The following is a 23,731-nucleotide window of genomic DNA, read 5'->3' on the forward strand; positions in this document are numbered from 1 at the left end:
CGAACCCTGCGCCTGCATCACCGCAAGGGCCGTGTGGTTCTCCGAGGCGATCATCTCCAGCCCGCGCTGCTGGCGCGCCAGCTCCGCGTCGATGCGCTCCGCGATCTCCGGATCCAGGGTGGCAATGCTTTGGGTCAGCGTTGACTCGACAAGCGTGGTGTTCAGGGCCGTCATCCAGTATTCACTCCTTGAAGTACAAGTTGTTTATGATTGATATATCAGAACTGGTTGCAATGCTATGATGGGGATCACATAGTGTCAATGGCCATGGCAAATAAGTCGTGAAGCCGATCGAACTACAGTGAATCCGTACCTCGGCAAAGTGAAGGAGACATCCGCATGAGTACTGTCACCGCAAGCCCGGAGGTGTTGGGCGAACCCGTATCCCTGGCCGAGCAGTCGTACCGCGACATCCGCGACCGCTTGATCATGCTGGATATCCGTCCCGGGGAGCCGATCAACGACGGACAGCTGGCCCTTGAACTCGGCGTGGGACGCACGCCGGTGCGCGAGGCGCTTAAGCGCCTGGAGATCGACCACCTGGTGGTTTCCTATCCGCGCCGCGGCACGTTTGCCACGATCGTAGACATCACCGAACTTGCCGACGTCTCCGAGCTTCGGCGTTCCCTCGAGCCGCTGGCCGCCCGCAAGGCCGCGCTCAGCGCCTCGGACGCGGACCGCGACGCCCTCCGCGCGTTGGCCAAGGACATCGGTCGGCTGGGGGAGAAGAAGGTCGACAAGCGCGGATTGATGCAATACGACCTGAGCGTCCACCGGCTGATCTACCGGGCCGCGGGAAACCCCCACCTCGAGGAAACGCTGATCCGCCTGGACAACCTGGCCACCCGCATCTGGTGCCTGGTGCTGGACAAGGTCCCGTCGGTCTCCGGGCACATCGAGGAACATGTCGACCTGCTCGAAGCCATCGTAGCCGGCGAGGCCGACAAGGCCGAGGCCATGGCGCTGGATCACATCACCAGCTTCGAGCGGACGATTCGCGCGGTGCTCTAGGACGGGAACTGTCGGCGCGGACGCGGGGAGAAGAGTCCGCGCGGCGGGGAACCTACTTTCCGCCGGCCACGCTGGACGTGGCCAGCTTGGTGGCCAGTTGCAGGGCCGCGAGGCGTGAGGTCCCGCGGGGATCACCGCCCAGCAGCTCGAAGATCTTGTTCAGCCGCTTGTGCAGCGTCTGGCGTTCCATGAAGAGGGACGCTGCGGCGGCCGTGGAATTGCACCCCGAGGTAAGCCACGCATCCAGGGTTGCCACCAGGTCGCCGGCGCGCATGGTGTCGTGGCCGATCAGGTCCGAAAGGTTCTCCTGGACAAAGCGGTCCACCGAGTCGCGCCCCAGCTCCCGGACGCACAGGCGTTCAAGGACCACGTCCTCGCAATCACGCAGCCCGCCGGAATCCGGCATGGGCAGGGCCAGCCGCTCGGTCAGGAACGCCTCCTGCAGCGACCACGAACCGTGCGTGGCGTCGGCTACCCATGGACCAAGGACGCCCTGGACGGGCACCGCACCGATTTCCCCGCGCAACCCCCTGAGGATCTTCCGCCTCTCCTCTTTGGGGGAGCGGCCCCTGAGCGGGATGAGCCCATAGAGGTAGTCGCCATCGAGGTATGTCTTGATGTCCGGGCTGTTGCGCCGCAGGATCCGTTCCAGGGTGCTACGCATCCGGCCCAGCTCGACGCCGCGGAAAATGACCACGGCCACCGGGACATTCACCTCGAGCCCGACCCTCGTGCACAGGTCCTTGACCTCGCCGTCGCCCGAGTTGCGGATGATGGCCTGCATCAGTGCCGAATCGGCGATTTGCGAGCGCGTGGGCCGGTGGTGCTGGGAAAGGGCCAATGCCAGGATGCTGCCCAGCCTCTCGGCAACCGTGGTCAGCAGTTCCCGCTCGGACGGGTGCCGGCTTTCCAGGTGCAGCCTGGCGCCGACCACGTCGCTGACGAAGATGTCGGAGACGATTTCCATCCCGATCTCGTCCTCGGGGACCCCGCGGCTGCTGGCCAGGGTGATGCCGCCCAGGTCCACCAGAAGGGTGTTCGCCTCCAGGGCCTCCGCGATCAACGAAATCAACGGAGCCAGGTTGGGGCCGGAGGTGGCGATCTGGTGGGCCAGGCGCTGGGAGATCTCGTCGGCACGCTGCAGCGCCAAGGCATGCGCGGAGACGATGCCGCGGTTGATGGTTTCCGCGAGTTCCACAAAAGGAACCGTGGCGCGCAATTCGATCAGGGGCAGCCCGGCGGCTTCCGCTGCATCAATGAGCTCGCGGGAGAGGCTCTTGTTCAGTCCGGCGGTCTCAATGGCAAGCGCCGCGACCTTTCGCTCCGCCAGGCTCTGGACGTATTGGACCTGGGCTTCGGGGCGCAGAGCCAGGAGTGTCTGGCCGCCACTGAGTAATAGTTCCTCGCCCCGTAACAATGGCGCGATCTCGAGGACCTCGCTGGAGTGCACCCAGCGGACCCCGTTGTGCGGGACCTGGTCGGCGCCGGCGACGATGCGCGGCCGCGCCTTGGCGAAGAGGGGACTGGCCAGAACGTCCTTGAGGCGGAGAAGCATGCACGGATCCTTGGGGTGGAAATGGAACGGCTGATGAGCGGAAGTGCCGCTAGGTGACACTTTGTCACCAAGACTGGAGTATAAATATACATTTTGAGTGTACTAGGTGGTGAAGATCACTCCTACGCTGGTGGATAAGTTCTTGTCGAACCACCGCAGTCGAGAGAGTGAACCAATGAGTAGAGATGTTGCCAGTTCATCTGAAAGCGTGACCCATGAGGTCGAGGACTCCCTTCAGCCGATTCCCGAATCAGCCAGGACCACCAAACTTTCCGGGCAGTTCTGGATCTGGGCGGGGGCCAATGTCGCCCCCATCAACTGGATCCTCGGTGCCCTGGGCATCCACTTGGGACTGGGCCTTGCCGACACCCTGACCGTGCTGATTGCCGGAAACGTCATCGGCATGCTCGGCTTCGGATTCTTCGTGATCCTGGGGCAGCGGACCGGCGCCACCGGGATGCTGCTGGCCCGCGGAGCCTTTGGCCGCCGCGGCGCCTACCTGCCGGCCGCCATCCAGGCGGTCATCGCCATTGGTTGGTCGGCAGTCAACACCTGGGTCATCCTCGACCTGATCATGGCCCTGTTCGGAATGATCGGCTGGGTCGACCCAACCGCAGCCAACCTGATGTGGAAGATCTCGACGGCGGCGGTCATCATGGCCATCCAGGTGGCCATATGCTACCGCGGCTACAAGGCCATCGCCCGCTTCGAGCGCATCACCATGCCCCCGACCATCATCGTGCTGATCGCCATGTCGATCCTCGCCTGGACCCAGCTCGACATCGACTGGAGCTACCAGGGTCCGGTCGGCGAGGTCCTCACCGGCATGCCGCGCATCGCGGCAATGTCCTCGATCATGACCGCCATCGGGATCGGCTGGGGTATTGGCTGGTTCACCTACGCGCCGGATTACTCCCGCTTCGTCTCCAAGCGCATCAAGACCCACAAGCTCTACATCGTCAGCGTTCTCGGCCAGTTCCTCCCGGTCGTTTGGCTCGGCATCCTTGGTGCCAGCCTTGCCACCAAGAACGGCACCGCCGACCCCGGACAGCTGATCGTGGAGTCCTTCGGCACCCTGTCGATCCCCGTGATCCTGCTGGTCATCCACGGGCCGATCGCCACCAACATCATCAACATGTACACCTTCGGTGTTGCAACGCAGGCACTGGACATCAATGTCTCGCGAAAGAAGCTTTCCCTCCTGGTCGGTGTCCTGTCCATGGCCGCCGTCATCGCATTCCTTTTCGCCCACGACTTCGCCGAGGTCCTGCACAACTGGATCATTGCCATCGCGGCCTGGGTTGCCACCTGGGGCGGCATCATGGCGGTCCACTACTTCGTCTTCGAACGCCGCCACAAGGACTTCTCCTACCTGTTCCTTGATCCCAGGTCGACCAAGCTCAAGTCCTTCAACCCCGCGGCATTCATTGCCTTCGCCGGCGGCATCTTCATGACCTGGATGTGCATGTACGGGTCGATCCCGGCACTTCAGGGACCGATCGCCACCGCGGTGGGCGGCATCGACTTCTCCTGGCTGGCCGGAACCGCCACCAGCGCCGGCTTGTACTACGTCTTGGGGCTGAACAGATTCAAGTCCCGAATCGAACAAGGCGTGCCGCTGGGACTGAAGCTTGACTGCTCCGACGCGGAGTTCATTCGCCAGCACGGCAGCGCGGAGTTCCTGCTCGCCGAGCAGCGGATCGACGACCCTGCGACCACGGCGCCTTCGGCCCACGAGCAAGACCCCGATCGGCACCCGATCGGATCCTAGCCGCCGGCAGCCCGCCGTCGCGCTGACTTGTTCTTCATCTTCCCCTTATCCACCTTGACGCGGCCCGCGCCACGCCTCACGGGGCTTCAGCCCCGTACGCCATGACCACAAGGAGCATCTCGATGCAGTCGGTTTTTCTTGAAGACATCGATGCGGACACCTATGCCGCATACGTGGCCCAGCCCCATGCAACCGTCATCATTCCTGCGGGTGCCACCGAGCAACACGGCCCGCACATGCCGTTGGGCGTCGACGCGATGCTGTCGCGGACCCTTGCCGGCGCCGTTGCGTCGAAGCTCGGCGCCCTGGTCGCTCCGACGATTTCCTATGGCTACAAGTCGCAGCCGCGCTCCGGTGGCGGCAACCACCGGCTCGGAACCACGAGCCTGAGTGGCTCGACGCTCACGGGCCAGGTCGAAGACATCGCGCGGTCATTTATCGCCCAGGGCTTCACGAGGGTCGTCATCCTCAACGGCCACTTCGAGAATTACCAGTTCATCTACGAGGGGCTGGAAATCGCCGTGGGCCGTTCCCGGGAAATCGGACTCGATGCCCGCGCCATGCTCCTCTCCTATTGGGACTTTGTAGATGAAGAGACCTTGGCAAGGGTCTTCCCCGACGGGTTCCTGGGCTGGGACATCGAGCATGGAGGGGTGTTGGAGACATCCTTGATGATGCTGCTGCACCCGGACAAGGTGGACATGTCCCGGGCCGTCCAGCATCCGCCGGCGCAGCTGAAGGCCTACGACGTCTTCCCCGAGGATCCCTCGCGCACCCCGGCCAGTGGATGTCTCTCCTCGCCGACCGGCGCCAGCGCCGAACGGGGGCGGCTTCTTTTCGATGCGGTGACCCGCTCCGTGGCCCGGGCCATCGAGGCCGAGTACGCGCTGCCGCTGCAGGTTGTCGGCATGGGATAGACGAGCGCGGGGCCCCGGGGCCATTCGAAACCCCGAAAAAGTCAAGGGTGTTTGAGGGAGAACCCAACCCTTGACAGTGACACAACGCACAAATAGAGTCTACGCAACAGTGTTGCAAAGAATGCAACTCAAAAACTTTCTGGTGGTCCCCCATGATTCAGCGCAAAAACTCCGCAAACGGCAATGACGCCCACGCGCGTTCTGCAACGAGCACGCTCGCCAATGCCTCGACAAACGATCTTGGCCCCACGTTGAGCGGCCAGCAGCGCCCGGACCCGGCAGGGATCGGAAAGCAGACCCGCCGCAAGGTCGTGGCCGCAAGCTTCATCGGCAACTTCGTGGAATGGTTCGACTATGCGGTCTACGGCTACCTGGCCGTCACCATTACCTCGGTGTTCTTCCCGGATTCCGACCCGGCGACCGGGCTGATGCTCACCTTCGCACTCTTCGCGATTTCCTTCCTGGTCCGACCCCTGGGAGGGTTCGTCTGGGGCCACCTCGGCGACAAGATCGGCCGCCGCGAGGCGCTGTCCTGGTCGATCCTGATCATGTCCGCCGCAACCTTCTGCATCGCACTGATTCCGTCCTACGACACCATCGGAGTCTGGGCCCCGATCCTGCTGCTGATCATCCGCGTCGTCCAGGGCTTCTCTGCTTCGGGTGAATATGCGGGAGCATCCGCCTTCCTGGTGGAATATGCTCCGGCCAACCGGCGCGGCCTCTATGCCGCCGTCGTTCCGGCCAGCACGGCCGCCGGCCTACTGCTGGGCTCGCTGCTGGCGGCACTGCTGACTGGCCTGCTTGAGCCGGAGCAGATGCAGTCCTGGGGCTGGCGCCTGCCGTTCCTGCTGGCAGCGCCCATGGGCCTGATCGGTCGCTATATCCGCACCAGGCTCGAGGATTCGCCGGTCTTCAAGGAACTGGCCAAGGAAGACGAGGTCATCAAAGCCCCGGTCAGCATGCTGTTCAAGAACCACTGGCGCCAACTACTTCAGGCCGTGGGCGCGGTGCTGCTCAACGCGGTCGGTTTCTACGTCATCCTCAGCTACATGCCCACCTACCTTTCCCAGGAACTGGGCATGGATGAGACCGCATCCTACGTCGCGACCACGGTTGCCTTGTTGACCTACATCGGCTTCATCTTCCTCACCGGAATGCTCTCCGACCGCTTGGGGCGCAAAAAGGTCCTGATGAGCGCCTCGATCCTCTTCGTGGTGCTCACCGTGCCGGCGTTCATGCTCCTAGACACCGGCAACTTCGTCATCATCCTTCTCGTGCAGGTCCTGCTCGGTGGGATGCTCAGCCTCAACGACGGAACGCTGCCAAGCTACCTGGCCGAAATGTTCCCCACCCGGGTCCGCTACTCCGGATTCGCCGTTTCCTTCAACCTCTCCAACGCCCTCTTCGGCGGCACCGCACCCTTCGTGGCCACGCTGCTGATCGCAACCTCCGGCAGCCTGCTCGCCCCGGGCTGGTACCTCATGGGCGCGGCGGCCATCTCGCTGGTCGCCGTCGCCTGCTCGGTGGAGACCAGCAAGAAGGCCCTCGCCTGACCCTCCCCGGCCTTTCCCCCCAATACCAACACCACACATCAACAACCCAAAGGAGAAAACCATGACCATTGCACCTGCCAACGCAACGAACGTTTCCGAGCTCGAGCGACTGAAGACGCTTCACAACGGCACCAAGCAGCAGCTGACCTTCTCGGACGCCGAGTTCGAACGCCGCCTGGCCGGCCTGCGCAAGATCATGGCCGCCAAGGAACTGGACGCGGTCATCCTGACCAGCTACCACGGCATCAAGTACTACTCCGATTTCCTGTACACCACCTTCGGCCGCAACTACGCGCTGGTTGTCACCGCTGACAGCTCGACCACGATCACCGCGAACATCGACGCAGGAATGCCGTGGCGCACCAGCTACGGAGACAACATCGTCTACACCGACTGGAAGCGCGACAACTTCTACTACGGCCTGCAGGAAGCCCTGAAGCGCAACGGCGTCAAGGCCTCGCGCATCGGCGTCGAAGACGACGCACTTCCGTTGATGACCCGCCAGGCCATCGCGGCCACCTTCGACGGTGCCACCCTGGTCGATGTCTCGCAGGATGCCATGCGCCAGCGCATGATCAAGTCCGCCGAGGAGATTGAGGTCATCAAGCACGGTGCGCGCATCGGCGACCTGGGCGGCGAGGCCATCAAGGCCGCGATCCGCGAGGGCATCACCGAATACGAGGTCGCCCTCATCGGCACCGAGGCCATGGTCCACGAGATCGCCAAGACCTTCCCGCACCGCGAAGTGCGCGACACGTGGGTCTGGTTCCAGTCCGGCATCAACACCGACGGCGCCCACAACTGGGCCACCACCCGCAAGCTGCAGCGCGGGGACATCCTTTCGCTGAACTGCTTCCCGATGACTTCCGGCTACTACACCGCCCTGGAGCGCACGCTGTTCCTCGGCGAGCCGGACGCCCGCTCCCTGGAGCTGTGGAACGTGAACGTCGAGGTGCACAAGCGCGGCCTCGAGCTCATCAAGCCCGGAGCGGTCTGCAAGGACATCGCCGCGGAGCTCAACGAGATCTTCATCGGCCACGGCCTGCTGCCCAACCGCACCTTCGGCTACGGCCACTCCTTCGGCGTGCTGTCGCACTACTACGGCCGCGAGGCGGGCCTGGAGCTGCGCGAGGACATCGACACGGTCCTGGAGCCGGGCATGGTCGTCTCCATGGAACCGATGATCACCGTCCTGGACGGCGAGCCGGGAGCCGGCGGATACCGCGAGCACGACATCCTGGTCATCGGCGAGGACGGCGGAGTCGAGAACATCACCAAGTTCGGCTTCGGCCCGGAAAACAACATCATTGATGCCTAGCATCGAACTGGCATGATGGAGGGGGGGGCGGTGGAGTGCACGCGTGTGCCCCGCCGCCCCCTTTCCGATGGCCACCGTCATCCCCGCATCCGAGAAAGAATCGAGCCCCTCGCCATGATCCTGGACGAACACGACCGCGCCGGATACGCCACCGCCCTTGAACAGGCCCGCCTGGGTGCCGGCGAGGGCGGGGTGCCCATTGGCTCGAGCATCTTCGAGAACGGCGTGATGCTGGGGGCCGGCCGCAACCGCCGCGTGCAAAACGGGGATCCGACGGCGCACGGGGAAATCGACGCGCTGCGCAATGCCGGACGCCGTGCCTCCTACGCCGGGACCACCCTGTACTCCACACTGGCGCCCTGCGCCATGTGCTCCGGATCGATCATCCTCTTCGGCATCCGGCGCGTGGTGGTCGGGGAGAACCGGAATTTCCCCGGCGAGCTCGAACTGCTGCGCTCCCGCGGCGTGGACGTCGTGGTCATCGACGATGCCCGGGCCACCACGCTCATGGAAGACTTCGTCACCCAGAACCCGGGACTTTGGAACGAAGACATCGGCGTCGACGAGGCACAACCCGACACGGCCCAGTAGCGTACAACTGTGAACGCACCAACCAGCACCCCACCCACCGGAGGAATCCCCATGGTTGCCCAAACGGCCGAAACCACCACCGCGGAACCGCGCGGCGCCTCGGTCATCGTCAACGTCATCGACGTGCTGCGGTGCTTCACCGTCGAGAACCCGGTGCTGGGCGTCACGGAAATCGCCGCCCGGGTGGGGCTCCACAAATCCAGCATCTCGAGGATCCTGGCCACGCTGGAGCAGGAACGCATCGTGGCCCGAGACGAGGCCACCCGCAAGTACTCGCTGGGGCTGGGCCTCATCGCGGTCGCCGGCCCGCTGCTGGCCAACCTCGACGTACGACGGGTGTCCTACCCGTTCCTGGCGGAACTGGCCGCGGACACCGGGGAAACCGCGGTGCTGACCATCTGGGACGGCGCCGAATCCGTCTCGGTCGAGCAGATTCCCAGTATCCACCACGTCAAGCACACCTCGGCCATGGGCAGCCGCTACAACACCGCGCTTAGCGCCTCGGTCCAGGTCTTCCTGGCCCACGAGGCACCCGACCGCGCCGCGGGCCTGCTGGAATCCGGTGCCGTGGTGCTGCCCGCGAACACCGCCGGTGCCCGCGCCGCCTACCTCAAGCGCCTGGAGACGGTGCGGGAGCGGGGCTATGCGGCGAACCACGGCGAGACCTCGCCCGACGAGGTCGGCGTGGCCGCGCCGATCTTCGACCACCGCGGCACCGTGGTGGCAAGCGCCATGATCGCGGCCCCGTACTACCGGGTCTCGAAGGAACAACTGGAGGAACTCGGTGCCGCATGCGTGCGGGCGGCACGGCAAATCAGCATGCGCCTAGGCGCATCGCCGGCCTGAGCCGACGGCGCAACCATCGAACAGGGGGAGCGGCATGTTTGAACCACGTGGTGCACACACCTTTGACTACGCCCTGCACGAGGGCACCGAGACCCGCATGCAATTCCATTTCGTCGACGAGATGAAGATGCCCGTCGCCATCCAGACCTGGGAACTGCCGCCCGGCGGACACGAGGGAATGCACACCCACCACCGCCACGACATGGCCCTGGAGGAGTTCTACCTGGTGCTGTCGGGCACCGCGTCGATGCGCGTGGGCCAGGAGCACCACGAACTGCGGGCCGGGGACAGCGTCCTGGCCCCGGCCGGGGTGGAACACGACCTGCGCAACACCGGGGAGGACACCCTGCGCGTGCTGGTGGTCTGGGGCGAGGAGGGGCACAAGGACTTCTCCGCCTTCGGGTCGGTTGCCAAGGCAAGGGCAGCGCGAACCGGCACACCGTGAGTGCTCAGCGTGCGGCGCCGGTGCCGGCGGGCCGCGACGCCTCCATGCTGGCGAGCCACCGATCCAGCAGGCCCGCCGTGAGCTCCGGCTGGTCAAGGTGCGCGTTGTGGCCGGCGTTTTCGAGGACCGAAACCGTGGCGTGGGCGTAACGCTCCGCCAGCGCAACCTGGTCCTCGAAGCCCACAATGTGGTCTTGCCGCCCCGCAATGACGAGGGTCGGGCCGGCGAACCCGGCAGGGCGTTGCTCGGGTTCGCGCGCCAACGCATAGTTTCCCGCGATCCGGCCGATGGCCGAACGGTCGAATGCCCGCAGACCAGGCAGCACGGAGTCGCGGAAACGGGCCCAGTTCTCCGGGGACTGGATGACCGCCATCTCCGCATAGGCCTTCGCGTCCTCGGGGTCCAGGGAAGCCAGCAGCCGAGGGTCGCTGTGCAATACCGTGGCCGGCGGCAGGACCCGCTGTCCGTGGTCGGCCACCGCCACCGGGCACAGCAGCGCCAGGCCAAGTACTTGTTCCCCGAATTCGGCCACAAGGTGGCTGGCAATCATTCCGCCAAAGGAATTGCCGAGTATCGCGAATCGTTCGTTCCCGAAGGCCTTCCGCGCGAAGGACACGACGGCATCGGCGACGGCATCCGTGCTCCGCACCTCGGACCCGGCGGCGGATCCGCCCATTCCGGGCAGGTCGATGTAGACCCGGCGCCACGTGCCGCGCGCGGCAAACACCGGATCGAGTCCCAGCAGCAGGCGATGGTCCACGCATAACCCATGGACCATCAGGATCGGGGTTCCGGACCCAAATTCAACGAAGTGCACGATTGAACGCTAACACCGCCCCGTACCGGCAACTGGTCGCGCGGCTACGCGGGAACGCCCGGGGCACGGCTCGGAACCCGGTGCCCGGCGGCGGGCCGGAAGGCCGCACCGTTGCCGGCGCGAACGCCGTTGCCGATGACGAAGACCTCGAACAGCTCGTGGATCAGCACCACCGCGGCCAGGCCCAGGGTGCCGAACAATGCCAGCGGGATCAGCACCGCGATCAGTGCCAGCGACGCGCCAATGTTCTGCAGCATGATCGACCGGGTCCGCCGCGCGTGGGCGAGCAACGCCGGCAGGTGGTTCAGGTCCTCGCCCATCAGCGCGATGTCGGCGGTCTCTATGGCCACGTCGGTTCCCATGGCGCCCATGGCTATCCCCACGTCTGCGGTGGCCAGCGCCGGGGCGTCGTTGACGCCGTCCCCGACCATGGCCACCCCAGCGGACTCCTGCAGGCTGCGCACGATTCGGGCCTTGTCCGCCGGGCGGAGATCGGCGTGCACCGTGGTGATGCCCGCTTCCCTGGCCAGTGCCCCGGCGGTGCGGGGATTGTCGCCGCTGAGCATCAGGACGTCGTAGCCGTCTCGGGCCAGTTCCGCCACGACGCCGGGCACCTCCGGGCGCAGTTCGTCGCGCACCGCGATCGCCCCGATGAGCGCTCCCGCTTCCTCCACCAGAACCACGGTGGCACCGGATTCCTGCAGCCGCTCGGTGTCGGCGGCCAGGGCCCCGGCGTCGATCCAGCCCGGGCGGCCCAACCTTGCAGGTGCCCCGGCAACCGTTCCGCGCACCCCGGCCCCGGGAACGGTTTCCACGTCCCGGGCCGCGGGGACACCGGGACGGGAAGCCAGGATGGCCCGGGCCAGCGGATGCTCGGAGCGCGACTCCAACGCGGCGGCAAGGCCCAGGACGTGATGCTTGCCTTGGCCCTCCGCGGTCAGCACCTCGATGACCGAAGGCTTGTTCGCGGTCAGTGTCCCGGTCTTGTCCAGGGCGACCGTGCGGATCCTGCCCAGGGACTCGAGGGCGGCCCCGCCCTTGATGAGCACCCCGGCACGGCTGGCGGCGCCGACCGACGCCACGACGGTCACCGGGACGGAGATCGCCAGGGCGCATGGGGATGCGGCGACGAGCACGACCAGGGCACGCTCAATCCACAGGACCGGTTCGCCGGCCAGCAGGCCATAGGCCGCGATCAGGGCCGCGACGACGAGGATGCCCGGAACCAGCCGGCGGGCGATCTTGTCGGCCAGCCTTTGGCTGGTGCCCTTGCGGGACTGCTCGGCCTCGACGATGTGCACGATCGTGGCCAGCGAGTTCGACTCCGTGGGACTGGTGACGGTGATTTCCACCGGTCCGGTGCCGTTGATGGAACCGGCAAAGACCGCGTCTCCGGGGCCGGCCTCGACGGGCACGGATTCACCGGTCAGCGCCGAGGTGTCCAGCGCCGTGGTACCCGAGCGGACGGTTCCGTCGGTGGCCAGCCGTTCGCCGGGTCGCAGGACCAAAAGGTCGCCGACGACCAGTTCCTGCGGCGGGATGGTGGTCTCGATGCCGCCGCGGAGAACGGTTGCCTCCTGGGGCACCAGATCCAGCAGTGCCCGCAGGCCCCGCCGGGTCTTGGCCAGCGAGTATTCCTCCAGGCCTTCGGAAATGGAATAGAGGAAGGCCAGCGCCGCGGCCTCCGCGACCTGCCCCAGCGCAAGGGCGCCGAGGGCGGCGATGGTCATCAGGGTTCCCACGCCGATCTTGCCTCTGGCCAGCCTGCGCAGGGAAGACGGAACGAACGTGGAGGCCGCTGGAAGCAGAGCTGCCACCTGCAGCAGCAGCACCACCCGGTCCGGTGTGCCCAGCAGGAACGTAACCCAGGCGGCCAGCAGCAGAACACCCGAGAGGGATGCCAGGCGGATTTCGGTGCTCTGCCAGAACCTCGTTTTGCCTGGTCCGGGGCCGGGCTCTTGCGCTGCCGGGGCGTCGTGGCCGCAACAAGCGTCGCTCATGCCAGGAACTCGGTCGGTGGTTCAGGACAAAGCGCGTCAGGCACGGCAGTCGCCGTCCGGTGCACAGCACTCCGGGTCCACGGCCAGGACCACGCCGATGAGGTCCTTGATGGCATGGCCCAGTCGCGCATCGGCAAGCTCGTACCGGCTTCGCCGCCCATCTGGCATGGCCGCGACCAGGCCGCAGCCGCGCAGGCAGGAAAGGTGGTTGGACATGCTTTGCCGCGAGACCCCGAGGGAATCGGCCAGATCTGCAGGATAGGCGGGTGCCGAGGCCAGCGCCAGGAGGATCCGCGCGCGGGTCGGGTCGGACACCGCATACCCGAAGCGGGCAAGGACCGGGGCATTGGTCAAGGTTTCCATGAAACCAGAGTACATCGAATGATGAATTCATAAAAGAGTGTATTGAGGTGGAGGCTGGTCCGTCGAGCGCGCCGTCGCGGCACATGCCGCGCCTCCGAGGATGCGGTGCGTGTGGCCCGCGCCACTTCGGCGCTAGGGTGGATCCATGTCGAACATCCCGCATTCGCAACACTTCGATGTCATCGTCGTCGGTGCCGGCCTGGCCGGGCTGGTGGCGGCCACCGAGGCCACCGCGGCAGGGGCACGCGTGCTGCTGCTGGACCAGGAATCCGAGGCGAACCTCGGCGGTCAGGCCCATTGGAGCTTCGGCGGGATCTTCCTGGTCAACTCGCCGGAACAACGTCGGCTGGGTGTCAAGGATTCCTTGGACCTCGCTCTGCAGGATTGGGACAACACCGCGGGATTCGACCGCGACGAGGATGGCTGGGCCCGCGAGTGGTCCCGCGCCTACGTCCAATGGGCGGCCTGGGGCAAGCGCGAGTGGCTGCATGAACGCGGCATCCGGTTCTTCCCGGTGGTCGGCTGGGCCGAACGCGGCGGGGCGGGAGCCCAAGGTCCGGGAAACTCCGTGCCGCGCTTCCACGTCACCTGGGGGACCGGGCCGGGGCTGCTGGCTCCGTTCATCCGGGCGGCCCGGATCGCCGAGGCCAAGGGCCAGCTGACGATGCTCTGGCGGCACCAACTCGACGAACTGGTTACCGACTCCGGTGCCGTCATCGGGGTGCGCGGCACGGTGCTTGCCGATGATCCGGCACCGCGCGGGGTTGCCACCAACCGCACCAAGACCGGGGACTTCGAATACTTTGCCCCCTCGGTCATCGTTGCCACCGGCGGCATCGGAGGGAATCTTTCCAAGGTGCGCGCGGCCTGGCCGGAACGACTGGGGAGCCCGCCGCGGGACCTGGTCTCCGGAGTGCCCGCCCACGTGGACGGGCGCGGCCTGGACATCGCCCACCGGGCCGGTGCCCGACTGGTCAACGGGGACCGGATGTGGCACTACACCGAGGGAATCGCCAACTGGAACCCGGTATGGAAGCACCACGGAATCCGCATCCTGCCCGGGCCCAGTTCCCTGTGGCTGGATGCCACCGGCAAGCGCCTGCCCGACCCACTGTGGCCCGGCTTCGACACGCTCGGGACCCTCGAACACCTGCGCGGCACCGGGCACGACCACAGTTGGTTCATCCTCAACCGGCGCATCATCGGCAAGGAGTTCGCGCTCTCCGGCTCCGAGCAAAACCCCGACCTCACCGGCAAGGACATCCGCGCCGTACTGGCACGGGCGCGAGTGGATGTCCCCGGCCCCGTCCAGGACTTCCTGGACCACGGCGAGGACTTCGTCCAGGCGGCCACGCTCGATGAGCTGGTGGCCAAGATGAACCGGCTGGCCGGGGAAGACCTCCTGGATCCGGCCCAGGTCGCCGGGGTGCTCGAGACCAGGGACTCGGCCACGGCGAACGGATTCGGCAAGGACGGCCAGATCTCGGCCATCACCTCGGCCCGGAACTACCTGGGCGACAAGCTGGTGCGCAGCGTCAAGCCGCACCGCATCACGGACCCGAAGGCCGGCCCGCTGATCGCCGTGCGATTGAGGATCCTGACGCGCAAGTCGTTGGGCGGGATCCAGACGGACCTGGATTCGCGGGTACTGGACGCCGGCGGGAACCCGGTCCCGGGACTCTATGCGGCGGGAGAGGCGGCAGGTTTCGGCGGCGGGGGCATCCACGGCTACCGTGCGCTCGAGGGCACCTTCCTGGGCGGCTGCCTCTTCAGCGGCAGGGCGGCCGGCCGGCACGCGGCGGGGGCCGGGAAGCGGACATAGGGCGAGCCACCAACGTCCCGTCCCGGATGCCGGGGGTCTGGGATGTTCGTGGCCCGGCGAGGTGGGTTCGGTCAGTGCGTGAAGTGGTACGCCGTGCCAAAGAGCACTGCCGAAAGGCCGAAGGCGATGCCGATCATCATCGGTTCCCAGGCCCCTTGTACGGCAAACAGCAAGATGGCGAATATCGCGAACAACAACATCGCCAGGATTCCGCCAAGGATGATCGATCCGCCGCCGTGGTGGTGCACGGCAGTCTGCGCATTTCGATGAAATAGAGTAGCCATGTCCTCAGGGTAAGCCGAACAACAAGGAAAAACGAGGGATAGACCATGAAGGATCCAGTGCAGGAATCCGCGGGGGACTGGCGCCAGGTTTTTGGTGCCTTGGCCAACGAGGAGACCCGCCGCTACTACGCCCAGCAGGTCCTGGGATTGGAAAGCGACCTGCGGCCCGAGCGCCGGGCCAAGGCCCGGCAAAACCTCGCCAGCGCCGGCCTGCTCGATGAACGGGGCCTGGTGGACGAACAGGTCTTTGCCCGCGTGCTGGCCGCCGGAGCACGTCGGGATCAGCGGACGGGCAGCGAACGCTACTTCGACGAAGCGGGCCGCATCGACCGCTATCCCCGGAAGCACGAGGAACGCCTGGGCCTGCTGCGCGTGGTTGCAGGCAAGGTCTTGCGGCACGGGCAGCGGCTCACCGAGGCCGAACTGACCTCGAAGCTGGAGGAGTTCACCGACGACCCGGTGCTCCTGCGCCGCTACCTGGTCGACTACGGGATGCTGCTGCGCCAGCCGGACGGGTCCGCGTACCGGTTGGCGGACGGCTCGGACTAGCCAGGGTGTTTGTGTCCACGGCTCGCAAGGGAGTAATTTCTTATGTGTACGGATTGCGGCACCTGCCGCTCCGTTCCCATACATTCCAGGAGACCCATGTCTGACCCGTATGCCCGCCCGGGCGGCGATCCCCACCACGGATCGTGGTCGTCTCCCGGCGGGTACGCGGGGCGGCCCGCACCCGGGCAGCAGCCGTACCCCGGCCAGTACCAGGGCGCGTATCCGGGCCAGTATCCGCCGGGCGGGTACTACGGTTACTACGGCAGCGGCGGCAACCAGCCGCCGCCGCGCACACACGGGATGACGACCTTTGCGATGGTGACCGGAATCGTGGCGGCCGCGGTGTCCCTGGTCCCGTTTCTCGGCTTCGTCTCCTTCGTGCTGGGTCCCCTGGCGATGGTGTTGGGCATCGTGGGCATCGCCAAGCGGATCAGGAGCCGCGGTTTCAGCGTCACGGCATTGGTGACCGGCACGTTCGGGCTGCTGGTCTCGATCCTCTACGCCGTGCTGCTTTCCACGATCCTCTCGTTCTACGACAACACGCAGAGCTTTGAGTTCGAAGCGGAGGGCACCGACGGATATGTGCTCTCGTTGACGACGACCTCGGCCATGCCGGAGACGACCAACCATTCCCGCCCGTTTCGCAGCACCGTGGATGCGTCGACGCTCTTTGGCGGGCTCGTCGTCACGAACCTGGAGGGCAAGCGGGGAGAGGTCGGCTGCCGGATCTACGACTCGGCGGGAAACCTGTTGGTGGAAAGCACCGATGCCGGAAGCGACGCGGTGGCCGAATGCATGCTCAGCGACGTCCTGGTCCGCAAGGTCGAGGACCTGGACTTCCCCGAGGAGATCAGCGCCCGCGACCTAGGCTGACCCGCCCGCGCCCACCGCGTTGCGGGCGGCGATGATCCGGCGGATCGATCCATCCAGCACCGGGTAGTCTGCGCCCGGCCCCAAGGCCAGGAAGCACGGCGCCTCGTGGTCCGGCAGGGTGAGCCCGTCGTAGCGGTAGCCCAGGTACCTGCCGCCGGCGCGGCGCACCAGCAGGGCACCGGCGGCGATGTCCCAGGGCTTGGTGTCGAAGCCAATGGTTGCATCGCACCAGCCGGCCGCGACATGGGCCAGGGCCAGTGCGGCGGAGACCTTGCGGCGCACGGTGGCAAAGGCGCCAACCCAGGCGCCGAACTCGCGCAGGCCCGCCTCCCCGTCGAGTTCGAGGGCCTCGGCCGAGGGGTAGTCGGTCATGATGTTCGCGTGACGCTGGTCCGGGCGGGCGCCGGGAGACAGGATCGTGCCGTTCAGGTAGGCGTGTTGGGCATCGGCGGTGAATTCCAGCCCGGCGATCGGGTCGAGCACGACGGCCGCCAGCAGCACCCCGTCGCGGGCAGCCGCAATGGAAATGCAGAAGAAGGCGACCCCATGGGTGAAATTGCTGGTGCCGTCGATGGGGTCGACTATCCATTGGATGCTGCCGGCACCCGTGCTGCCGCCCTCTTCACCCAGGACCCGGGAGTCGGGCTCGGCCGCCAGCAGGTGTCCACGGATGATCTCTTCGCTCCGCCGGTCGAATGCCGTCACCAGGTCATGGGCGTTGGTCTTGTTTTCGCGTTCCACGTCCTGGCGGAACGCCCCGCGCAGGACCGGTGCGGCCAGCCGCGCCGCGTCCAGCGCAATCGAACGCAGCCGCGCGGCCAGGGCGTTGTCGGAGGTGCTGAAATTTTCGGTGCTCACGATCCACCAGCCTAGCGCCGCTGTGAGTTGCGCCAAATTAGTTTGACGGGGCAACTAAATTCACCATATGGTTGCAGAAGGCAACATTAGCCTTGGTCAACTATATTTGCGAAGGAGAGCGATCCGTTGCCACGCGGCGAAACCCCAACATTTGAACTGGTCGAAAGCCTCACCGCGCTCAAGCGCACGCTGCGCTGCGTCGAACACCTCGGCGAAGGAAAGCAGTCGGTGGGCTTCGCGGGCCTGGGCGTGCTGGCCTACATCCAGCGCAATCAGCCCACCCGCGCCACCGACATCGCCCAGTGGATCGGCATCGGACCCGCGGCGCTCAGCCGCCAAGTCGTTGAGCTGGAAAGCTCCGGATTGCTGGTGCGCACCCCCAGCCCCACCGATGCCCGCGCCCAACTGATTTCCCTCACGCCCCGCGGCGTCGAGGAACTCGAATCCGCCTACGACAGGCGCGCCACGGTGCTGGCCGGACTGCTCAAGGACTGGGACGAAGCGGAAATCGCCGCGGCCGCGGCCACCGTGAACAACATCCAACAGGTGCTGCGTGCCGGCCTGGATTCCATCCACGTCAAGAACGCCACGGCCCCCAACGCCCCGGAGGAGAACCCCCATGTCTGAGCAGCAATCGGTCGACCGGACGCGAGAGCGCCCCGGCGACCAGCCCCAAATGAGCCAGAAGGAGGTGCTGCGCTCGATCACCGGCGTGCTGGCATCCTTCTTCGCCGCCATGCTGGCAACCACGATTGTCTCCATTGCGCTGCCGACGATCATGGACGCGCTGGAAGGCACGCAGACCGACTTCAACTGGGTGCTCACCGCGGCCCTGCTGGCCAACGCCGCAACCACCCCGATCTGGGGCAAGCTGGCGGACCTCTTCGACAAGAAGAAGCTGCTGCAAATCAGCATCGTCATCTTCGTGTGCGGTTCCATGCTGGCGGGATTCGCCATCAACATCCCCATGCTCATGAGCGCCCGCGTCATCCAGGGCATCGGCATGGGCGGGCTCACCGCCATGGGCATGGCGGTCATCGGCACCGTCATCCCGCCGCGCGAGCGCGGCAAGTACTCGGGCTACTTCGGCGGCGTCATGGCCGCGGCGACCGCCGGCGGCCCGCTGCTGGGCGGGCTGATCGTCGATTCCCCGCTGGGCTGGCGCTGGACCTTCTTCATCGGGGTGCCCATCGCCATCATCTCCATGTGGCTGATCCACAAGACCCTGCACATCGCCCACGTCCCGCGCAAGGTCTACATCGACTGGGCCGGCGCGGTGCTGGTGACCATCTCGGTCTCGGTGCTGCTGATTTGGGTCTCCTACGTGGGCAAGGAAGGCTTCTACGAGTTCAACTCCTGGCAGACCTACGCGATGGTCGGCGGCTCGCTGGTGCTCATCGCGCTGCTGCTCTGGGTCGAGGGCAGGGTCCCGGAACCGGTGATCCCGCTGCGCATCATCGCCACCCGCACCACCGCCCTGGCTATCCTGGCCTCGATCTCCATCGGCGTGGCCATGTTCGGCTCCGGTGCCTTCCTGGGCCAGTACTTCCAGGTGGCCCGCGAGGCGAGCCCCACCCTGGCCGGGGTCATGACCCTGCCGATGATCGCGGGCAACCTCTTCGGCTCGGTCTTCTCCGGCCAGCTGATCTCCCGCTTCGGGCGCTGGAAGATCTTCCTGGTCATCGGCGCCATCCTGAACGTCGGTGCGCTGGGGCTGCTGGGCACGATGTCCCACGACACCAACTACTGGGTCCTTGCCGCCGGCATGTTCTTCAACGGGCTGGGCATGGGCTTCATGCTGCAGAACCTGGTCCTGGCGGTGCAGAACACCGTCAAGGTCACCGACATCGGCACCGCCAGTTCCTCGGTCGCGTTCTTCCGCGCCGTCGGAGGGGCCGCGGGCGTGGCGGTGCTTGGCGCCATGCTCTCGGACAAGGTCTCGGCGCTGGTGCTCGATGCGCTGAAATCGGCGCACCTGGTTTCGCCGGACGGGTCCACCGGCGTCGCCGCCGGCGGAACGTCGCTGAACCTCACGGAGATGCCGCCTGCCGTGCGCCTGATGTACGAGACGGCCTTCGGCGATGCCACCGGCGTGGTGTTCATGACCTCGGCCATCGTCGCCGTCGTCGGGTTGGTGTGCATCCTGTTCATCAAGGAAGTCCCGCTGCGCCGGACGGTCTAGTTCCGGCGTCCGGATCCGGTGCCCGGGGTCCCGCATTCGATCCGGAGGATTTGGTACGGGATGCCCGTACCAAACCCTTGCAGGGGTCCCGGGCCGCTTGCGGGGCAGGTGACTGCCACGATCGCAGAGACGCCCGGAAATGGGCGCGTCGTTGACTCTCAACCCTCGCTGGAAATGCCGGAGTCTCAGGCGGAAATCTCCGCACCGACCAAGTTGCCCCCTGAACGCCACGGCGAGTTTTGTGGTCTTTTCGGCGCGCCCACGGCGGAGTCTGTCGGCTCATCTATCCCGCGCTCGGCTTTGTACATGGAGTGGTGGCCGGCAGATGGGGTCATGGGGCCCTCAGTGCCGACGCCACTGCTTTGCCCAGTTCCTTCGTGGTGGCGTTGCCACCCATGTCGGGGGTGAGCGCTTGTTGCCCATGGGCGAGCACGGTTTCCATGGCGGTGGTGATGGCGTCCGCGGCTTCGGGTTCTCCCAGGTGGTCGAGCATCATGGCGGCGCACCAGATTTGTCCAATGGGGTTGGCGATGCCCTTGCCGGCGATGTCCGGGGCGGAGCCATGGACGGGCTCGAAGAGGCTGGGGAATCTGCGTTCGGGGTTGATGTTGCCGCTGGGGGCAATGCCGATGGTTCCGGTGCAGGCGGGTCCGAGATCGGAGAGGATGTCGCCGAAGAGGTTGCTGGCGACGACGACGTCGAACCAGTCGGGGTGCATGACAAAGTTAGCGGCCAGGATATCGATGTGGTACTTGTCCACATTCACGTCGCTGAAACGCTTGGCCATTTGCTCGACGCGTTCGTCCCAGTAGGGCATGGTGATGGAAATGCCGTTGCTCTTCGTGGCGGAGGTCAGGTGCTTCTTGGGTCGGCTTTGTGCCAGGTCGAAAGCGTACTTGAGGATCCGATCCACGCCGGTGCGGGTCATGACGGTTTCCTGGACCACGGTTTCGCGGTCGGTACCTTCGAAAATCTTTCCGCCAATGCTGGAGTATTCGCCTTCGGTGTTTTCGCGCACGACATAGAAGTCGACATCGCCCGGGACCCTGCCGGTCAGGGGGCTGGGCACGCCGGGCAGGAGTTTGACCGGGCGGAGGCTGACGTACTGGTCGAAATGGCGGCGGAACTGCAGGAGGCTGCCCCACAGCGAAACGTGGTCGGGGACGACGTCGGGCCAGCCGACGGCGCCGAAGAAGATGGAATCGAACTGGTTCAGTTCCTCGAACCATCCGTCGGGCAGCATTTTTCCGTGCCGGGTGTAATAGTCAGCCGAGGCATAGTCGAAGTGTTCGTAACTGAGGTTCAGGTCGAAGGCTGAGGCTGCGGCGTCCAAAACGCGCAGGCCTTCGGGCACGACTTCGGTGCCGATTCCGTCGCCGGGAATGACTGCGATGCGGTGGGGTTTCGACATCAGGTTCCTTCTTCGTCGTTGGTGGGTGTTCGGGGTTAGCGGTCGACCGGGTGTGCCGGTTCGCGGTTTTCGAGGACGTCGATGACGGCGTGCGCGGCCGCCAGGCCGGCCCGTGTCCGGGCCTCGATCGTTTGTCCGGCGAGGTGGGAGGTGATGAGCACGTTGTCCAGGCCCCGAAGGGGGCTGTCGCCGGGCAGTGGTTCGCTCTCGAGCACGTCCAGCGCAGCGCCGGCGATGGTGCCGTCGGAAAGTGCCTTGGCCAGGGCCTTCTCATCCACGAGTGAGCCGCGGGCCGTGTTGATGAGGACGGCGGTGGGTTTCATCGCTTGAAGCCTGGACGCGTCGATGAGTTTGCCGGCGCTCTGGCCTCCGCGGGTGTGCAGGGAGAGGTAGTCGGAGTCGCGGATGACGGTGTCGAGATCGGTGAACTGGACCGCATTGCCATTGCTGTCGGGGTGGGCGGTGCTGACCAGGACAGTCATGCCGAGGGCAGCACCCAGGTTTGCGGTGGCACGTCCGCTGGGCCCGTATCCGATGATGCCAAGGGTTGCTCCATGCAGCTCACGTCCGGCACCGCGTGGCCACTGCCCCTGGTTGACGGAGGTGATGACGGCGCGGAGGTTCCGTGCGGCCATGATCATCAGGCCGATGGCCATCTCCGCGACGGCGTGGTGGTTCACACCGGGGGTGTTACAAATGCGTATGCCATGGCCGGTTGCTGCCGCGACATCGATGGAGTCGTAGCCGACACCGCTGCGAGCAATGACCCTCAAGGTATGGGCGCGGGCGAGCATGTCCGCAGTGACTGGTTCGCTGGCGAGGATGGCCCCGGCGACACCGTCGAAGAGGGAGCGTTGGGCTTCCGTGTCCCTGGGGCCCCGCCAGGGTGAATATACCGGTTCCAGGCCGTGCTGCCTCAGGAGTCGATCGACGGTGTCCCCGGGTCGGAGGTAATCGGTGGTGATGAGAATGCGGGCGGACATGATGCCTTCGGGTTCCTCTTCGGTTGAGTAGGTCAATGTCTTTGTTGGTGCGCGCCGGGAGCTGAACGCGGGTCAGGGCCACCGCGGTGTCTGCGCGGCGGCCCTGACTATGGGTTGGTGTTATTAATGGACGTCGACCTTGTCCGCTTTCACGGCTTCCACGGGTTTCGTGAATTCCGGAGTCGTCCGTGTGTTGGGCTTCTTGCGGTTTGCCCCTTCCAAGGCCTTACGGGCCTGTACGGGGTCAAAGTCCTTTTCCCACTTGCCGATGACCACTGCCGCCATCGCGTTTCCCAGGACATTGATGAACACCCGGCCCTCGTTGAGGATCCGGTCGATGCCGACAATGAGCGCCAGTGCGGCAAGGGGGATGCCGCCCACGGTGCTGAGCGTGCTGGCGAGGACGATGAAGGCACCGCCGGCGATCCCTGCGGTCCCCTTGCTGGTGAGCATCATGACGCCGACCATGGCCAACTGCTGGGTCCAGTCGAGGTCCACGCCGACGGCCTGGGCGAGGAACAACGAGGCCATGGTGAGGTAGACGGCTGAACCGTCCAGGTTGAAGGAGAACCCGGAAGGAATGACGATGCCCACGGTGGACTTGCCGACACCCATGGCTTCAAGCTTCTTGATCAGCTGCGGAAGAATGGCCTCGCTGGAGCACGTGCTCAGCGCGATCAAAAGCTCTTCCTTGAGATAGCGCATCACGGCAAAGATGTTCATGCCGCACGCCCGGGCGATGAGACCCAGAACGACGATGATGTAAACGACGCAGGTGCCGGTGAAGACCAAGATCAGATACCCGAGCTGCTGCAGGCTCTGTGTGCCATAGTTGGCCACGACGGCCGCCAGGGCGCCGAAGGTGCCGATGGGCGCCAGCCGCATGACCCAGTAGACGATCTTGAAGATGACCGTCTGGAGGGCCTGGATTGCCACGGTGATCGGCTTCCCGGCTTCGCCGGAGGCGTTGAGGGCGGCGCCGAACAGGATGGCCACCAGGAGGGCGGCCAGGATCGTGTGGCCGGTGAGCGCACCGAACAGTGACTCGGGGATGATGTGGTTGACAAAATCCAATCCACTGACCTGGGCTCCCTCCTGCACCGGCACGCTGCTGGCGTTCAGTTTGGTGGGATCGATGTTCATGCCCTCGCCGGGCTTGAAGATGTTGGCGGCGAAGAGTCCGATGAGCATGGACGCCAGTGAGAGAACGATGAAGTAGCACAGTGCCTTGACACCGATGCGGCCTGCCTTGCGGAGACTGTCCATGGAGGCGATACCCAGCGACACGACGCAGAACACGACGGGGATCACGATCATTTTGACCAGTGCAATGAACCAGTCGCTAAGGGGGGTGAGTTGGGATCCTACGGCTGGTACGAGCAGCCCGACGGCGACGCCCAGGACGGCACCAAGGACGACTTGGAACCAGAGTTCGCGCAGAAGCCGGCCGAACCGGGATCGTTGCTTGGGTGGTGCGGAATGCTGCGGATCTTGAATGGTGCGGGATGACATCGTGAGTGCTCCTTTGCACAGCCGACAGAGAAAAATGGAGAGGTGGGGGGGGGGGGGGGGGGGGGGGGGG

22 protein-coding genes and 1 pseudogene are annotated in these 23,731 nt (G+C 65.7%); 13 read left to right on the top strand and 10 right to left on the bottom strand.

Annotation, left to right across the window (positions count from 1 at the left end):
• A pseudogene (locus ACIPVK_RS19200) lies at nucleotides 1–174 on the bottom strand (serine hydroxymethyltransferase); the annotation flags it as partial.
• Between the two features lie 165 nt (nucleotides 175–339).
• Here ACIPVK_RS19200 and ACIPVK_RS19205 point away from each other — a divergent pair.
• Nucleotides 340–1,011, top strand: a complete 672-nt coding sequence (locus ACIPVK_RS19205; protein WP_407613583.1) for a GntR family transcriptional regulator — start codon at nucleotides 340–342, stop codon at nucleotides 1,009–1,011.
• 52 nt (nucleotides 1,012–1,063) lie between these two features.
• Here ACIPVK_RS19205 and ACIPVK_RS19210 read toward each other — a convergent pair whose 3' ends face one another.
• Entirely contained in the window at nucleotides 1,064–2,566 is a 1,503-nt protein-coding gene (locus ACIPVK_RS19210; protein WP_407613584.1) for a PucR family transcriptional regulator, read from the bottom strand.
• A 175-nt stretch (nucleotides 2,567–2,741) separates the two neighbouring features.
• Between ACIPVK_RS19210 and ACIPVK_RS19215 the strand changes: the two genes are divergently transcribed.
• The 7 genes from ACIPVK_RS19215 to ACIPVK_RS19245 all read left to right on the top strand — a co-directional run bounded on the left by ACIPVK_RS19215 (nucleotide 2,742) and on the right by ACIPVK_RS19245 (nucleotide 10,007).
• Nucleotides 2,742–4,337, top strand: coding sequence for a purine-cytosine permease family protein (locus tag ACIPVK_RS19215; RefSeq protein ID WP_407613585.1), 1,596 nt, complete (start codon nucleotides 2,742–2,744; stop codon nucleotides 4,335–4,337).
• Between the two features lie 122 nt (nucleotides 4,338–4,459).
• Entirely contained in the window at nucleotides 4,460–5,254 is a 795-nt protein-coding gene (locus tag ACIPVK_RS19220; protein WP_407613586.1) for a creatininase, read from the top strand.
• A 152-nt stretch (nucleotides 5,255–5,406) separates the two neighbouring features.
• A complete protein-coding gene (locus ACIPVK_RS19225; protein ID WP_407613587.1) occupies nucleotides 5,407–6,807 on the top strand; it encodes an MFS transporter in 1,401 nt (466 codons plus the stop codon).
• A gap of 61 nt (nucleotides 6,808–6,868) precedes the next feature.
• Nucleotides 6,869–8,125, top strand: coding sequence for an aminopeptidase P family protein (locus ACIPVK_RS19230; protein ID WP_407613588.1), 1,257 nt, complete (start codon nucleotides 6,869–6,871; stop codon nucleotides 8,123–8,125).
• A gap of 114 nt (nucleotides 8,126–8,239) precedes the next feature.
• A complete protein-coding gene (locus ACIPVK_RS19235; RefSeq protein WP_407613589.1) occupies nucleotides 8,240–8,716 on the top strand; it encodes a nucleoside deaminase in 477 nt (158 codons plus the stop codon).
• A 51-nt stretch (nucleotides 8,717–8,767) separates the two neighbouring features.
• Nucleotides 8,768–9,562, top strand: a complete 795-nt coding sequence (locus ACIPVK_RS19240) for an IclR family transcriptional regulator (RefSeq protein WP_407613590.1) — start codon at nucleotides 8,768–8,770, stop codon at nucleotides 9,560–9,562.
• A 34-nt stretch (nucleotides 9,563–9,596) separates the two neighbouring features.
• The gene (locus ACIPVK_RS19245) at nucleotides 9,597–10,007 is read left to right on the top strand and encodes a cupin domain-containing protein (protein ID WP_407613591.1); all 411 of its coding nucleotides are present in this window, start codon (nucleotides 9,597–9,599) and stop codon (nucleotides 10,005–10,007) included.
• Between the two features lie 4 nt (nucleotides 10,008–10,011).
• On the opposite strand, the gene ACIPVK_RS19250 is transcribed toward ACIPVK_RS19245, so the two are convergent.
• The 3 genes from ACIPVK_RS19250 to ACIPVK_RS19260 all read right to left on the bottom strand — a co-directional run bounded on the left by ACIPVK_RS19250 (nucleotide 10,012) and on the right by ACIPVK_RS19260 (nucleotide 13,187).
• Nucleotides 10,012–10,785, bottom strand: coding sequence for an alpha/beta fold hydrolase (locus tag ACIPVK_RS19250; protein WP_407613604.1), 774 nt, complete (start codon nucleotides 10,783–10,785; stop codon nucleotides 10,012–10,014).
• A gap of 83 nt (nucleotides 10,786–10,868) precedes the next feature.
• A complete protein-coding gene (locus tag ACIPVK_RS19255; RefSeq protein ID WP_407613592.1) occupies nucleotides 10,869–12,824 on the bottom strand; it encodes a heavy metal translocating P-type ATPase in 1,956 nt (651 codons plus the stop codon).
• Nucleotides 12,825–12,860: 36 nt separating this feature from the next.
• A complete protein-coding gene (locus ACIPVK_RS19260) occupies nucleotides 12,861–13,187 on the bottom strand; it encodes an ArsR/SmtB family transcription factor (RefSeq protein ID WP_407613593.1) in 327 nt (108 codons plus the stop codon).
• Nucleotides 13,188–13,332: 145 nt separating this feature from the next.
• On the opposite strand from ACIPVK_RS19260, the gene ACIPVK_RS19265 reads away from it, so the two are divergent.
• Entirely contained in the window at nucleotides 13,333–15,009 is a 1,677-nt protein-coding gene (locus tag ACIPVK_RS19265) for an FAD-binding dehydrogenase (RefSeq protein ID WP_407613594.1), read from the top strand.
• Nucleotides 15,010–15,080: 71 nt separating this feature from the next.
• Here the strand turns inward: ACIPVK_RS19265 and ACIPVK_RS19270 are convergent, their stop codons facing one another.
• Nucleotides 15,081–15,293 (bottom strand): hypothetical protein, encoded by a 213-nt coding sequence (locus ACIPVK_RS19270; protein WP_407613595.1) that lies wholly within the window; start codon nucleotides 15,291–15,293, stop codon nucleotides 15,081–15,083.
• 45 nt (nucleotides 15,294–15,338) lie between these two features.
• On the opposite strand from ACIPVK_RS19270, the gene ACIPVK_RS19275 reads away from it, so the two are divergent.
• On the top strand, nucleotides 15,339–15,842 hold the full coding sequence (locus ACIPVK_RS19275) for a DUF2087 domain-containing protein (RefSeq protein WP_407613596.1): 504 nt from the start codon (nucleotides 15,339–15,341) through the stop codon (nucleotides 15,840–15,842).
• Between the two features lie 96 nt (nucleotides 15,843–15,938).
• Nucleotides 15,939–16,715, top strand: coding sequence for a hypothetical protein (locus ACIPVK_RS19280; protein ID WP_407613597.1), 777 nt, complete (start codon nucleotides 15,939–15,941; stop codon nucleotides 16,713–16,715).
• Here the strand turns inward: ACIPVK_RS19280 and ACIPVK_RS19285 are convergent.
• Nucleotides 16,707–17,573, bottom strand: coding sequence for an inositol monophosphatase family protein (locus ACIPVK_RS19285; protein ID WP_407613598.1), 867 nt, complete (start codon nucleotides 17,571–17,573; stop codon nucleotides 16,707–16,709). The genes ACIPVK_RS19280 and ACIPVK_RS19285 overlap by 9 nt on opposite strands.
• A gap of 126 nt (nucleotides 17,574–17,699) precedes the next feature.
• On the opposite strand from ACIPVK_RS19285, the gene ACIPVK_RS19290 reads away from it, so the two are divergent.
• The gene (locus ACIPVK_RS19290; protein ID WP_407613599.1) at nucleotides 17,700–18,200 is read left to right on the top strand and encodes a MarR family winged helix-turn-helix transcriptional regulator; all 501 of its coding nucleotides are present in this window, start codon (nucleotides 17,700–17,702) and stop codon (nucleotides 18,198–18,200) included.
• Nucleotides 18,193–19,755, top strand: coding sequence for an MFS transporter (locus ACIPVK_RS19295; RefSeq protein ID WP_407613600.1), 1,563 nt, complete (start codon nucleotides 18,193–18,195; stop codon nucleotides 19,753–19,755). Before ACIPVK_RS19290 ends, ACIPVK_RS19295 begins: the two co-directional genes overlap by 8 nt.
• Before the next feature lie 331 nt (nucleotides 19,756–20,086).
• Here ACIPVK_RS19295 and ACIPVK_RS19300 read toward each other — a convergent pair whose 3' ends face one another.
• The 3 genes from ACIPVK_RS19300 to ACIPVK_RS19310 all read right to left on the bottom strand — a co-directional run bounded on the left by ACIPVK_RS19300 (nucleotide 20,087) and on the right by ACIPVK_RS19310 (nucleotide 23,661).
• A complete protein-coding gene (locus tag ACIPVK_RS19300; RefSeq protein ID WP_407613601.1) occupies nucleotides 20,087–21,166 on the bottom strand; it encodes a tartrate dehydrogenase in 1,080 nt (359 codons plus the stop codon).
• Between the two features lie 35 nt (nucleotides 21,167–21,201).
• The gene (locus ACIPVK_RS19305; protein ID WP_407613602.1) at nucleotides 21,202–22,149 is read right to left on the bottom strand and encodes a phosphoglycerate dehydrogenase; all 948 of its coding nucleotides are present in this window, start codon (nucleotides 22,147–22,149) and stop codon (nucleotides 21,202–21,204) included.
• Between the two features lie 123 nt (nucleotides 22,150–22,272).
• Complete coding sequence (locus ACIPVK_RS19310) at nucleotides 22,273–23,661, bottom strand: cation:dicarboxylate symporter family transporter (RefSeq protein WP_407613603.1); 1,389 nt, start codon at nucleotides 23,659–23,661, stop codon at nucleotides 22,273–22,275.
• Nucleotides 23,662–23,731 lie beyond the last annotated feature (70 nt).

This window comes from Paeniglutamicibacter sp. MACA_103, assembly GCF_045798555.1.
GTDB lineage: Bacteria > Actinomycetota > Actinomycetes > Actinomycetales > Micrococcaceae > Paeniglutamicibacter.

Bases quoted from the DNA above. Each gene is read 5' to 3' on its own strand.
- ACIPVK_RS19205 (WP_407613583.1), top strand. From the start codon at position 340: ATGAGTACTGTCACCGCAAGCCCGGAGGTGTTGGGCGAACCCGTATCC.
- ACIPVK_RS19210 (WP_407613584.1), bottom strand. From the start codon at position 2,566: ATGCTTCTCCGCCTCAAGGACGTTCTGGCCAGTCCCCTCTTCGCCAAG.
- ACIPVK_RS19215 (WP_407613585.1), top strand. From the start codon at position 2,742: ATGAGTAGAGATGTTGCCAGTTCATCTGAAAGCGTGACCCATGAGGTC.
- ACIPVK_RS19220 (WP_407613586.1), top strand. From the start codon at position 4,460: ATGCAGTCGGTTTTTCTTGAAGACATCGATGCGGACACCTATGCCGCA.
- ACIPVK_RS19225 (WP_407613587.1), top strand. From the start codon at position 5,407: ATGATTCAGCGCAAAAACTCCGCAAACGGCAATGACGCCCACGCGCGT.
- ACIPVK_RS19230 (WP_407613588.1), top strand. From the start codon at position 6,869: ATGACCATTGCACCTGCCAACGCAACGAACGTTTCCGAGCTCGAGCGA.
- ACIPVK_RS19235 (WP_407613589.1), top strand. From the start codon at position 8,240: ATGATCCTGGACGAACACGACCGCGCCGGATACGCCACCGCCCTTGAA.
- ACIPVK_RS19240 (WP_407613590.1), top strand. From the start codon at position 8,768: ATGGTTGCCCAAACGGCCGAAACCACCACCGCGGAACCGCGCGGCGCC.
- ACIPVK_RS19245 (WP_407613591.1), top strand. From the start codon at position 9,597: ATGTTTGAACCACGTGGTGCACACACCTTTGACTACGCCCTGCACGAG.
- ACIPVK_RS19250 (WP_407613604.1), bottom strand. From the start codon at position 10,785: ATGGTCCATGGGTTATGCGTGGACCATCGCCTGCTGCTGGGACTCGAT.
- ACIPVK_RS19255 (WP_407613592.1), bottom strand. From the start codon at position 12,824: ATGAGCGACGCTTGTTGCGGCCACGACGCCCCGGCAGCGCAAGAGCCC.
- ACIPVK_RS19260 (WP_407613593.1), bottom strand. From the start codon at position 13,187: ATGGAAACCTTGACCAATGCCCCGGTCCTTGCCCGCTTCGGGTATGCG.
- ACIPVK_RS19265 (WP_407613594.1), top strand. From the start codon at position 13,333: ATGTCGAACATCCCGCATTCGCAACACTTCGATGTCATCGTCGTCGGT.
- ACIPVK_RS19270 (WP_407613595.1), bottom strand. From the start codon at position 15,293: ATGGCTACTCTATTTCATCGAAATGCGCAGACTGCCGTGCACCACCAC.
- ACIPVK_RS19275 (WP_407613596.1), top strand. From the start codon at position 15,339: ATGAAGGATCCAGTGCAGGAATCCGCGGGGGACTGGCGCCAGGTTTTT.
- ACIPVK_RS19280 (WP_407613597.1), top strand. From the start codon at position 15,939: ATGTCTGACCCGTATGCCCGCCCGGGCGGCGATCCCCACCACGGATCG.
- ACIPVK_RS19295 (WP_407613600.1), top strand. From the start codon at position 18,193: ATGTCTGAGCAGCAATCGGTCGACCGGACGCGAGAGCGCCCCGGCGAC.
- ACIPVK_RS19300 (WP_407613601.1), bottom strand. From the start codon at position 21,166: ATGTCGAAACCCCACCGCATCGCAGTCATTCCCGGCGACGGAATCGGC.
- ACIPVK_RS19305 (WP_407613602.1), bottom strand. From the start codon at position 22,149: ATGTCCGCCCGCATTCTCATCACCACCGATTACCTCCGACCCGGGGAC.
- ACIPVK_RS19310 (WP_407613603.1), bottom strand. From the start codon at position 23,661: ATGTCATCCCGCACCATTCAAGATCCGCAGCATTCCGCACCACCCAAG.